Annotated in this window: 5 protein-coding genes and 2 pseudogenes; 5 read left to right on the forward strand and 2 right to left on the reverse strand. The window is 64.2% G+C overall.

Annotated elements, in window-relative coordinates; all coding sequences use genetic code 11:
* The first annotated feature begins 13 nt into the window (after nt 1–13).
* Both ACWEFL_RS32030 and ACWEFL_RS32035 read left to right on the forward strand, forming a co-directional pair.
* Nucleotides 14–7,060, forward strand: coding sequence for an RHS repeat-associated core domain-containing protein (locus ACWEFL_RS32030; RefSeq protein ID WP_451719459.1), 7,047 nt, complete (start codon nt 14–16; stop codon nt 7,058–7,060).
* Nucleotides 7,061–7,152: 92 nt separating this feature from the next.
* Nucleotides 7,153–7,491, forward strand: a complete 339-nt coding sequence (locus ACWEFL_RS32035) for a hypothetical protein (protein WP_451719462.1) — start codon at nt 7,153–7,155, stop codon at nt 7,489–7,491.
* Between the two features lie 152 nt (nt 7,492–7,643).
* Here the strand turns inward: ACWEFL_RS32035 and ACWEFL_RS32040 are convergent.
* Nucleotides 7,644–8,325 (reverse strand): annotated as a pseudogene (locus ACWEFL_RS32040) (tyrosine-type recombinase/integrase); the annotation flags it as partial.
* Nucleotides 8,326–8,847: 522 nt separating this feature from the next.
* On the opposite strand from ACWEFL_RS32040, the gene ACWEFL_RS32045 reads away from it, so the two are divergent.
* The 3 genes from ACWEFL_RS32045 to ACWEFL_RS32055 all read left to right on the forward strand — a co-directional run bounded on the left by ACWEFL_RS32045 (nt 8,848) and on the right by ACWEFL_RS32055 (nt 11,910).
* The gene (locus ACWEFL_RS32045; protein ID WP_451719464.1) at nt 8,848–9,435 is read left to right on the forward strand and encodes an Imm1 family immunity protein; all 588 of its coding nucleotides are present in this window, start codon (nt 8,848–8,850) and stop codon (nt 9,433–9,435) included.
* A gap of 1,474 nt (nt 9,436–10,909) precedes the next feature.
* Nucleotides 10,910–11,452 (forward strand): hypothetical protein, encoded by a 543-nt coding sequence (locus ACWEFL_RS32050; RefSeq protein ID WP_451719486.1) that lies wholly within the window; start codon nt 10,910–10,912, stop codon nt 11,450–11,452.
* Nucleotides 11,449–11,910, forward strand: a complete 462-nt coding sequence (locus ACWEFL_RS32055; protein ID WP_451719467.1) for a hypothetical protein — start codon at nt 11,449–11,451, stop codon at nt 11,908–11,910. The genes ACWEFL_RS32050 and ACWEFL_RS32055 overlap by 4 nt, the downstream gene beginning before the upstream one ends.
* A gap of 136 nt (nt 11,911–12,046) precedes the next feature.
* Here ACWEFL_RS32055 and ACWEFL_RS32060 read toward each other — a convergent pair.
* Nucleotides 12,047–12,238 (reverse strand): annotated as a pseudogene (locus tag ACWEFL_RS32060) (tyrosine-type recombinase/integrase); the annotation flags it as partial.
* Between the last annotated feature and the right edge of the window lie 97 nt (nt 12,239–12,335).

A 12,335-nucleotide genomic window follows, 5' to 3' on the forward strand; every position in this document is an offset into this window, starting at 1 on the left:
CCCGGGAGCCTTCATGTCTGCCCGAACCCCCCGCCCCAACCTCATCCGCGGACGAAGAGCCGCCACGGTGATCGCCCTGGCGCTGTCGACCGTCCTCACCGCGACGACCGTGCAGGCAGCGGCCGTCCCGGAAGCGGCACGCCCCTTCGCGGCCGACAAACCCGCCTTCGACGACCCCGCCAAGGGCACGCGTACCAAGGCCAAGCCCCGGCCGGTCGACACGACCAGGAAGGCCGCCGTCACCGCCCTCGACCAGGCCCGGTGGCCGGGCGCGGGAAGTGCCACCGCCGAGGTGACCGCCGCGGGCGCGCGGATCCAGCCCGGCGGTCTCCCCCTCACCCTCACCACGCCCACCTCCACAGCCTCGCGTCAGACCGCCGGGGCGAAGAAGGCACCCGCGGCGAAGAAGGTACGGGTCGAGGTCGTGGACCGGGGGCGGGCTCTCGCACTCGGCGCGAGCACCCTGCTGAAGGTCACTCACGCGGATACCGCAGACGCCACAGCCACCGCAGCCCCCAAGGCCACCGCAGCCGCCACGGCCCGGACGCGGCTCAGCGTCGACTACCGGAGCTTCGCCGAGGGCCACGGCGGTGACTACGGAGCCCGGCTGGCCCTGTATCAGCTCCCCGCCTGCGCGATGACCGCGGCTCCCGGCTCCACCGCCTGCCCCGAGCGGCCCGTCCGGCTCCCCTCGGTGAACGACACCGAGGCCGGCACGGTCTCCGCGGACGTCCCGGTCACCGGCGGCAACGGGACCCCGTTCCTGGCGGTGGCGTCCTCGACCGGCTCGTCCCAGGGCGACTACAGCGCCACACCGCTCTCCCCGTCCGCGTCGTGGAACGTGTCTCCGTCGTCCGGCGGATTCTCCTGGTCGTATCCGATGCGGCTGGTACCCACCCCCGGCGGACAGGTCCCGTCGGTCGGGCTCTCGTACTCCTCGCAGAGCACCGACGGCAAGACCGCCATCACCAACAACCAGGGCTCCTGGGTGGGCGAGTCGTTCAGTTACGAACCCGGTTTCATCGAGCGCCAGTACAAGCCGTGCGCGGACGACGGGCACGCGAACTCCGGCGAGATGTGCTGGGCCCACGACAACGCCACGATCATGCTCAACGGCTCGTCCGGGCAGCTGATCAAAGACGACACCACCGGCGCCTGGCACATGACCGGCGACTCCGGATGGAAGATCGAGAAGCTCGACGGCGCGGTCAACGGCGACAACAACGGCGAGCACTGGAAAGTGACCGCCGACGGCAGCGAGTACCACTTCGGGCTGAACCGCCGCCCCGGCTGGCGTGCCGACAACCCGGCCACCACCGCCACGACCGACCCCGACCCGGAGACCAACTCCGCCTGGACCGTCCCCGTCACCGGCGACGACAGCGGGGAGCCGTGCTACAACGCGGTGTTCGCCGACGCCTGGTGCCAGCAGGGCTGGAGATGGAGCCTCGACTACGTCAAGGACCGGCACGGCAACACCATCTCCTACTTCTACGGCAAGGAACTCAACGCCTACGCACGCGGCGGCAAGACCGATGTGCCCGGAACCACCTACACCCGCGGCGGCTACCTCCAGCGCATCGAGTACGGACAGCGGCACGACAAGCTCTTCACCGAGGCGGCCCCGGCACAGGTCCGGTTCACCACCGCCGAACGCTGCGAGACCACCGCGGACTTCGACTGCGCCGAGTCGAAGTGGACCGCCGCCAACGCCGCGCGCTGGCCCGACACCCCGCACGACCGCTACTGCGCCGTGGGAACCAGATGCGGCTTCGCCCAGGCGTCGCCGTCCTTCTTCACCCGCAAGAAACTCACCGCCATCACCACGCAGATGCGCACCGGTCCGACCGTGACCACCCCCACGGACGCCACGACGCCCTACGCCGACGTCGACGCCTGGCGGCTCAAGCATCTGTTCACCGACAACGGCGACGACTCCAAGACCCTGTGGCTGTCCGAGATCCAGCACGAGGGCAAGGGCAACGGCGGCAGCATCACCCTCCCCTCCGTACAGCTCATCGGCAGGCAGCTGGACAACCGGGTCGACGCGATCGGCAACAACCTCTCCCCGATCAAACGGTTCCGTCTCCACACGGTGCTCAGCGAGTCCGGCGCGCAACTGGACGTCGAGTACAAGCCCGCCGACTGCGCCGCCGGATCACTGCCGAGCCCCGGCACGTCCGTCAAACGCTGCTACCCCGTGGTCTGGGCCCCGCCCGGCCACCTCACACCGATCACGGACTGGTTCCACAAGTACGTCGTCGCCTCCGTGCAGCAGTCCGACCGCACCGGCCTGAGCGACCCGATGGTCACCCGGTACGACTACCTGGGCGACGCCGCCTGGCGCAAGGCCAAACCCGACGGGATCACCGACCCGGCTCAGCTGACCTGGGGACAGTGGCAGGGCTACGGCAAGGTCCGGGTCACCTCCGGCGACGGCCAGAACCAGACCTCACGCGTCGACTACACCTACCTCCAAGGCATGGACGGCGACGCCATGCCCGGCGGCGGCGTGCGCAACCTGTCGGTCACGGACTCCAGCGGGGTCAGCCATTCCGACTCGGAAGAGTACGTCGGCTACGAACTGGAGAAGGCCGTCTACAACGGCGGCAGCATCGTCTCGAAGGTGATCTCCACTCCCTGGCAGCGCACCACCGCCACCCGGACCCGCACCTGGGGCGGCACCCAGGTCGTCGACAAGGCGACCGTCGTACGCACCCAGACGACCCGCGGCTTCACGGCCCTGACCGGCGGCGCCTGGCGTGAGTCCAAGACGATCACCGGTTTCGACACCGCCGCAGGCGTCGTCGGACGCACCAAGCAGGTCGACGATCTGGGTGACCTGTCCACCGCGGCCGACGACAAGTGCACCCGCACCACGTACGCCGACAACCAGGCCGCCAATCTGGTCAACCTGCCCGAGCGGATCGAGACCGTGACGGTGGCGTGCGGAACCACCCCCGACCGCGCCACCCAGGTCCTCAGCGACCAGCGCACCAGCTACGACGGCCACGCCCTGGGCGCCGCCCCGACCCGGGGCCTGGCCACCCGGACCGAGCGGCTGACGGCCCACAACGGCACCACGCCCACCTACCAGATCACCGGCACGACCACCTACGACGAGTACGGACGGCCCCTCACCCAGACGGACACACCGGCCGCCGCCACCACCACCCTCGCCTACACGGAGACCAACGGGCTGATCTCCAAGGTCACTTCCACGAACCAACTCAACCATCTGACCACCACCGAGTACGCACCCGCGTGGGGCCAGGCCAAGGCGCAGATCGACCCCAACAACCGACGTACCGACCTGGACTTCGACGCCCTCGGGCGGCTCACGTCCGTCTGGCTCCCCGGCCGTGCCAAGGGTGCTGTCGGACCGAGCCTGAAGTACGACTACTTCATACGCCAGGACGCCGTCTCCGCCATCAAGACGGAGAAGGTCCGCAACGCCGGCAACTACTCCGTCGCGGAGTACCAGCTCTTCGACGCACTGCTCCGCCCCCGCCAGCACCAGACCGAGGGTCCCAACGGCACCCGCATGGTCGCGGACACCTGGTACAACGGCATCGGCAAGATCGCCAAGACGAACGCGACCTACAACGCGCTCGGCGCTCCCTCCGACGGTCTGATGGCCGTGTCGGACGGAGCTGTCGGTTCCCAGACCCGGAATCTCTACGACGGCCTTGGCCGCCCCACCGCCGAGATCTTCGCCATCGCCGGTCACGAGCAGTGGCGCACCACCACGTCGTACGACTCGACGGGCGAGGGTGACCGGGTCCACACCGACCCGCCCCAGGGCGGCGTCCCCACCACGTCGATCACCAACGAAGCCGGGCAGCTGACCGAGCTGCGCCACTTCGACGGTGCCTCGCCGGTCGTCAGCGGTCCGCTGGGCAATCACACCACGACCAAGTACACCTATCGGCCCGCCGGCCAGATGGCGACGGTCAAGGACGCGGAGAACAACGTCTGGGAGTACACCTACGACCAGCTCGGCCGCAAGATCCGGAGCGTCGACCCGGACACGGGCACCACGACGACGACCTACGACGACGCCGACCGCCCTGTCACCACGACCGACGGCAGGGGCGACAAGGTCACCACGACCTATGACGCGCTGAGCCGCCCCCTCGCCACCTACGAGGGAGCGGGCACCACCGGCGCCAAGCTCACCGAGACCCAGTACGACAAGGCGGGTGCCCTGGGCCACCCGTACGCGTCCCGCCGCTACACCAGCCCCACCGAGTACTTCGCCTCGATCGTCGCCCAGTTCGACACGTTCTACCGCGCCATCCGGACGACGATCTCCGTCCCGGCCTCGGAGGGGGCCCTCCAAGGGTTCTACATCTTCACCACCAACTACAACAACGACGGCACCGTCGCCTCCAGGGGCATGCCCGGTGTGGGCGGCCTGCCGACCGAGGCCGTCGTCACCAACTACGACGAACTGCAACGCCCCATCAGCCTGTCCGGTGCGGTGAACTACGTCACCAACACGGTCTGGACGCCGACGAGTCAGCTGTCCACGCTCACTCTCAACACCGGTACCAAGCAGTCCGAGCAGCACTTCTTCTACGAGAAGGGCACGGACCGCGTCACCCGGCAGCTCGTGACGGTCGACGGCCTGAACCGTTCCGCGAAGGACTCCAGGACCTCGTACGACCAGGCGGGCAACGTCCTCTCGACCACGGACACCGCCGACACCGGCAGTACGGCGACCACGGACGTGCAGTGCTACGCCTACGACGGCCAGAAGCGGCTCTCCGAGGTCTGGACCCCGGCCGCCACGGCCGCGACGGCGGCGGGCTCCGGCACCGTCGGCATGGCGACGCCCGAGTACAACGGCAGCGTCCCCAGCGCCTGCGCCGCCGCGCCGGGCGCGAGCCCGCTCGGCGGACCGGCTCCGTACTGGACGTCGTACACCATCGACAAGATCGGCAACCGCACCAAGGAAGTCCGCCACGACACCGGCCTCGACGCCACCAAGGACGTCACCCGCACCTACGGGTACGCGGACGCCAACCAGAACGGCGTCAAGAACGAGGCCGGCGACGGCGGACCGCACGCTCTCACCAAGGTCACCGAGCAGACTCCGACCGGTACACAGGTCTCGACCTACGCCTACGACCAGTCGGGCAACACCACCCAGCGGACCACCGGCGGCGACACCCAGACCCTCACCTGGAACCCCGAGGGCAAGGTCACCAAGATCGCCGAGCCGGACGACCCCACCACGCCGAACCAGAACGAGGCGACCGAGACCACGTTCCTGTACGACGCGAACGGCAATCGCCTCAAGCGCAAGGACCCATCGGGCACCACGATCTACCTGCCCGACACCGAACTCCACCTCCCGGCCGGCGGAACGACGAGGACGGCCACCCGGTACTACACCCACGCCGGCAAGACCGTCGCCGTCCGCACCTCCGACAACAAGATCAGCTACATCGCCTCCGACCACCACGGCACGGGCGACCTCGCGATCGACGCCACCACCGGCGCTGTGACCACGCGCCGCATGGACCCCTACGGCAACGCGCGCGCCGGGAACACCGGGACATGGCAAGGCCAGAAGGGATTCGTCGGCGGAACGATCGACGAATCCACCGGCCTGACCAATGTCGGCGCACGTCAATACGACGCCAAGCTGGGCAAGTTCATCTCCGTCGACCCGATCATCGACACCGCCGATCCACAGCAGATGAACGGATACGCCTACGCCAACAACAACCCCACCACCTACGCGGACCCGACAGGGCTGCTGCTCGCCTGCGGTCCGAGTACGGACTACGACTGTCCGACCAGGAAGAGCAACCCTCCGGGACACGGCAACACCAGGGGAGACGTCAACAAAGCGGAACGAGACGTCAAGGGCGCGGAAGCAGCCAACAACAAGGCCAGCCAGAAGGTCGCCAAAGCGGGCAGGAAACTCGCCAAGATCCTCATGGACGAACTGGGCGTCACCGCGGCCCTGGACTGCATATCCAGCGGTGACGCGGCCGCCTGTGGCGAAACGATACTCAATATCGCAGGCAGCTTCGCCGGGGGTCTGGCGGGAAAACTCCTCGCGAAATACGGAGCCCCCTGGAAATGGGATGACGCCGCAAAGCTGGTCAAACGGGTCGGCGGACTCCTCGACGACCTGGTCACCGGCGTCAAGGAAATCTGGGACACCTCCAAAACCCTCAACAGGGCCAGAGACAAACTGGCCGCAGTAAAGGCCAAGTACGAGAAATCGGGAGCCGCGGAAAGCTGCCCGAGCCCACACAGCTTCCTGCCCGGCACACAGGTGCTCCTCGCGGACGGCTCCACCAGACCGATCGAGGACATCAGACCAGGCGACAAGATCGTCACGACCGATCCCAAGACGGGGAAGGAGGTCGTCCGCGAGGTCGTCGGCACGATCGTCACCGAGGACGACAAGCACTTCGTCGACCTCACCATCACGGCCGACGGCGAGAGTTCCTCCCTGATCTCCACGACGACCCACCCCTTCTGGATCGAGTCCCAGCAGGAGTGGATCAAGGCCGGCGACCTCAAGCCGGGCATGCGCCTGACGACGCCCGAGGGCACGACGGCCGTCCTGGACGAGACCCGCACTTTCGACAAGCGCCAGCGCACACACGACCTCACGATCGCGGAACTGCACGCGTACTATGTGCTGGCGGGCGCCACGCCGGTCCTCGTGCACAACAGCAATGAGTGTCCGACGCACGTGATCGGAAAGGGAGACGATCCCCTCGTTCCTGAACTGGTTGACGACATCAACGCCCGTTTTCCGGGGCATGTCCGGGCACAGGGAGTCGACATCGTCGGCGCAGACGGCCAAGTGCTCACGGATTTCGACATCGTGACCAGGAACGCCGTGGTTCAGGTCAAGACGGGCTCGGGTAAGGGGGCGCTGAAACAGGCTTTGAGAACTCAGAGTCTGACGGGTTATCCGGTCATCGTCTACCTACCGCAAGGGCGAGGAAGCGTGATCAAGAGTCTTGAGCAGGCCGGCATCATGGTCACTCGCGACAAGAATGTCCTGCTGGATGTCTTGACTCCGTAGTCCAAGATGCGACATGAGCGCCCGTCACGACAGGAAGACCCATGCGGCCTACCATCGTTCTCCTCAGTCCCCCAGGGAGCCATCAGCACATCGTGGCCCGTCTGCAGCAGGCTGGCGCCTACAGTGAGGGTGAAACCTTTGATCGGCTGGATCGAGGAGAATGCAGCTTCGGCGTAGACGCGTCCGGGGATGTCCTCGATGAATTCGATCAGGAAGAAGTGGATGAGATTCGCCAGAAGATTGGCGAGTTTCAGGCGGTCACGCTTGAATATTCGGGAGTATCTTGCATTCGCGATCTTCTGGGCGAAGTAATCCAGGGAGTACCGGGCTTGCTGGATACGAATTACGGCGAACTCATCGAATATGGAGAGGTTCTAGCGCGGTTCCAGAGGGAACCTCTTTGGGATTGGCGATTCGCGGTGGATGAATAACCTCTGCGGGCGGGTGCGGTAAATAGGAAGAGGGGGCAGGTTGATGGCCTGCCCCCTCTTCCTATAGCCCGCGCCCTTGCTTTCACTCGCGAATCGCCACTTGGTGGGTGGTGCCCAGTGAGACCGCCTGACGGCGGTAGTTGACGGCAACGTCAGCGGACGAGGACGGTGCAAGGCGGCGGTTCGTCGCCATCGGAGCTGGCCGTCTCGGTGATCCCACCACTGCTGAGCGCAGTGCTGAGGGTGTCGATGGTGTCTCGCTGAAGGCGGAGCCTTACGTGGGCGCAGACGGTGGCGGTGACGCCGATGTGGGCGTGGCCGAGGAGTTCCTTGATCACGATGAGTTCGACGCCGTGTTCCAGGAGCAGGGCGGCGGTCGAGTGCCTGAGGTCGTGGAAGCGGATGCGGCGGAGGCCAGCCTCGCAGAGGAGCGTAGTGAAGGTGCGGGTGAGGTTGGTCGGGTCGATCGGCCTGCCCTGCGGTGTCGTGAACACGAGCCCGTCGTGCTGCCACGTGGTGCCCGCGGCCTCACGCTCGTGCTTCTGCTGTTCGTGGTGGTGTTTCAGTGACTGGACGCAGCGGGTGGGAAGGGCGATGCGGCGCTCGGACGCCCGGGTCTTGGTGGGGAGATGCGTGAGGCCGCCGGTGCGAGTATCGGATGCTGGCCGTTCCGGTGATGAGGTCGAGGTCTTCCAGCGGAGGCCGAGGGGTTCGCCCTTGCGGGGTCCGGTGCGCAGGGAGAGTTCGTACAGCGCGTGGAGCCGGTCGGTGCGGGCCTGCGTTGAGGAACTGGCGGGCCTCTGCCGCGGTGAGCGGATGGAAGCGCCTGGGCTGGTGCAATCGTGACGGGCGGCCCGCGTAGGTGTCGTCCGTGGCGAACGGATTGGAGATGCACGATGCCGACGATTGAAGTGGCTACGAGGCGGCTCGCGGAGCTGATCAATGTATCCGGTTGCACGTCTCTCGGTTTGCTCGAGCCATCTGCGCTACACGCAATGATTGTGGGGTCACCTGAAATCATCCATGTCGGCATCGGGCGCAGGTCGACCCTTCGAGGAACTTACGGGGATCGATATTTGATCTCTGATGATTTCCGGAACAATAGGTTCGGCTGGAGCGGATTCTTCGACGTTCTCGATGAGGGCGACTCCTCGATCGGCCTATTTTCGCTCCGAGGCGGAGGGTGGACCCTGATCGGACTCACAGACGAGAAAGTTGAATCCGTTGTCGCGGCTCTAGTACGCCCTCCTCTTTCGCATGAATGGCCACAGTGTGCTGAACGAACCTGACGGGCTCCAGTCCCACTACTGACGGCAACGCAACCGAACACCCGCGATCGAGCGTTGGAGAACGTTGATGATTCTGACCGGTTTCGTTGGCGGAACGACGTACCATGCCCTATCAGGGGCTGCTCTTGACCGCCTTATTGACGAGTTGGCGAGCCGCGGATCCGGCCGGGACTCGGGCGTGGCTGGGCAGTCAGAGGGGGGAGTTTTCGCCACCTTTTTTCTTTTGATGCCGCATAGAGACTCGATTAAATCGGATCGGGGTTTCGACAGTTGCCTTCAAGTCTCGGTAAACTCGCTCACGGGATATGGTGCCTTGAGGTGGCTGGTTCTTGAGGGCTCTGAAGTGCGGGTGGATCAGGATATTGCGAGAAGCGTCTGGATCTCCAAAAATTCGGACCCACCAATTTTGGATCCGAAAGTTGTTGCTGACCTCGGTAATGGGAGGCTGTTCGAGCCTCGCAGTGTACTTCCAGTCTCTGGCATCCGTGCGGCCGTCGAGGAGTTTTGTGAACTGAGGACCGGTCAGCGGCCTGCCGTAGTTTGCTGGGATCGGTATGACTCCGACGGATACCGCTTTATGCAGCCAGATACGCGGCCTCTTTACTGTGAGGATCCATGGTGCAGAATCTCGGGTACGCGGCACCCCATTCACTAATGGGGCACCTTCGAGCTTGTAACAGGATCTTACCAACCTCTCGCTGGAAAGGTGCTCACATTTTGCGGGACGAGAATTGTTGTCCCCTGGTGAGCAAGTGCAAGCAATTGGCAGTGGTGGCATCTGATAAGCCTAGCGCCTTCTTGGGTAAGAATGAAACGTGCGCCGAAGGCGAGCGCGACGCGAGCGACCTTGAGTAGGTAGAGCAGGTTATTGCTGGATCGGGGTACGTCACGATTCCGGAAGAACTTCTCACAAGTCGCTATGACGGATCCACTCTCCTGCGCTTCCACGGTTCTGGGGAGCCGATTTGGTGGGACCGGTTCTTCGGTTCTTTCTGATGGATCTCAAGTATCGGGTTCCAAAACGTTGGTGCTTATGGGTCGCATGGGATTCGATACCCGATTCGACCCGGCCGCGCCATGATAAAGGCCATGCAGTGGCAAAGACTAGCCTCGCCGAGCTGTGCTTGGCGAGGCTGATCTGGTTTTTGACGGCAGTAGTTGACGGCAACGTCAGCGGAGGCCAGTTGCGCAGGGTGTGCGGTTCGTCGCCAGGCAACAACTCCGCACAGCCACGGACACCCATGCACTGCACCGGGCCAGCAAGCTGCGCTTGACCTGCATAAGAGCAGGTAGAGGGGTGTCGCGTAGCACACTTACTATGTGCTGGCGGGGCCTCGCCAGTCCTCGTCTATAACTGTGGCGGCTCAAATCCTGCCACGCTGACTCCTGCCGCTGCGCCAATGGTGCGTCCATACGGTCGGCTGTCCAGGAGCATGAAGTAGGGCGTTTTGGGGATCTTGATGGCAGGGCGAGAGTTGGGGACAATCTCACGCCGAACCACATTCCGCAGGCCGCCTCTGGCCGTATCTCGAACTATCGAGACTTCGCCGCACATATGATGACGGATGCCGATCATAGAATGACGCGCACGTACGGCGGCGCGGGAAGGAGGGCCGCGCGCGTTGATGCCGGGCTCACGTTTCGACAGGTCCTGGCGGCAGATTTCGCGAATCTACGAATGATTGGCCAGGTAAACCATGGCGATCCGAGCTATTTCAATGATGCAATCTCGGGGATCATGCAGTACTACAGGGCTAACTATCCGCATCTCTTGTGAGGAGGATTTCAGTGATCAGATATCAGGTTCGAGAGTTTGTTCGGCTGGGTTGCCCACTACCCTCGGAGCAAGATAACTCCGAGGAGGGTGACGAGGCATTTGACGAGATGGAGCGGGCCCTGCACGCCATCGAGAAGCCCGTCACCGATGAAGAGGCCGGGCTCCTACTGACGTGCTTCGGGGATGACGACTGCTTCGGATTGGCTTGGACGCTGCTGCACCTTGTGGAATCAGCTCCGTCGCCAGTGGTGACCTCCCGGCCGCCCGATGATGCGAACGCATGGATTTCGAGGCTGTGGATGCGCTATCAGAACTCTTTGGCTAGCTAGCCAAAAGGGTTGCACCGGAGTGGATCAAGGCCGGGGACCTCAAGCCGGGCATGCGCTTGACGACGCCCGAGGGCACGACGGCCGTCCTGGACGAGACCCGCACTTTCGGGAAGCGCCAGCGCACGCACGACCTCACGATCGCCGAACTGCATGCGTACTATGTGCTGGCGGAGGCGGCTCCAGTCCTGGTTCACAACTGCGGTGGCGCGGTTGATGGGCACTCGCCAATCTGCGAATGCAATCCCGAGAAGCCCAGGAGTGAGGTAACTCTTGACAGGGATTCGTTCGAGCAGGCTCGTAACACCGGACTGGATTTGATAGGGACGCTCGATGACGGCTCAACGGCACCGCTTGTCGGTCGGCTCGAGGCTGCCATAGAGACCTATGGAAAATTGACTGGGTTCACGGGTAGAAGCGGTGGAGATTACCGGGAATTTCGTCTTGACGTCGATGGAGTTAAGGGGGCGCATATCAATGTAATGACAGGGAAAGGTGCGTCGGTTCGCAAATGGGCCATTCGATGGCCCGGTGCAAGTGTCACTCCTTGGCTGAGGCGAAACGCATGAAGGAGGAAATTCCCTACGGGAGTCGTCCAGACCTTCTTCCTGGCTTCATGAATTATCATCACTCTGATGAAGAATGCCAGGTCGTTAGGCTAGGTATTGCGGAATCTCGCGAACTGGAAGCGGTGAGCCTGAACAGGTTCCCACCCACCGTCACCGCAGCTCTTGAATGGCCGGCCGATTCGTTCGATGACCGTCGATGGTGGGACGATGAAGAAGACTGGGCGAGGCTGATAGAGGAATTGCTCTCCCGGTACGCAGCGGAAGGGGCGCATGTTGCCATCTTCTGGGGAAATCTCGTGATGCCGACGGTAGTTCTTCCTGCACGCACCGTCGTGGAGCACGCTTGGGAGATCTTGGATTCTGGGCCACATTTCTGGATTTACCCACTTGGTACTTCGATTCTTATCGAGTGCCTGATGGATGGGCAAGTGACAGTCGCGACCATTCCAGCGGCCTAGGATTTTCCGGCGGAGTTGGCAGTCAGCCTCACCAGGTGGTGGGGCTGTCTGCTGTTCTTGGGTGCAACCGTGGAAAGCTGCGTATCCACGTCCAGTGGGCTTGCCGAGCGTCTGACGGTAGTAGTCGACGGCAACATCAGCGAGGTGGCGGTTCGTTGAGTGCGGTGCTGAGGGTGTCGACGGCGTCTCGTTGGAGGCGCCGTCGGATGTGGGCGTAGACGGTGGCTGCGACGCCGATGTGAGCGTGTCCGAGGAGCTCCTTGATCACGACGAGTTCGACGCCCCGGGCCAGCAGCAGCGTCGCCGTCGAGTTCCGCAGACCCTGGAAGCCAGGGCTGATTCAAAGTCGTGGTGATCTTGTGAGGTGCCTGGTCACAGGGGTGTGACGATTGGTTCGGGGGCCGCGACGGATGCAACGAAGCTCC

The sequence above is a fragment of the Streptomyces sp. NPDC004838 genome (assembly GCF_053600955.1).

Excerpts from the sequence above, each read along its gene's own strand:
- ACWEFL_RS32045 (WP_451719464.1), top strand. The coding sequence starts at position 8,848 with ATGATTCTGACCGGTTTCGTTGGCGGAACGACGTACCATGCCCTATCA.
- ACWEFL_RS32030 (WP_451719459.1), top strand. The coding sequence starts at position 14 with ATGTCTGCCCGAACCCCCCGCCCCAACCTCATCCGCGGACGAAGAGCC.
- ACWEFL_RS32055 (WP_451719467.1), top strand. The coding sequence starts at position 11,449 with ATGAAGGAGGAAATTCCCTACGGGAGTCGTCCAGACCTTCTTCCTGGC.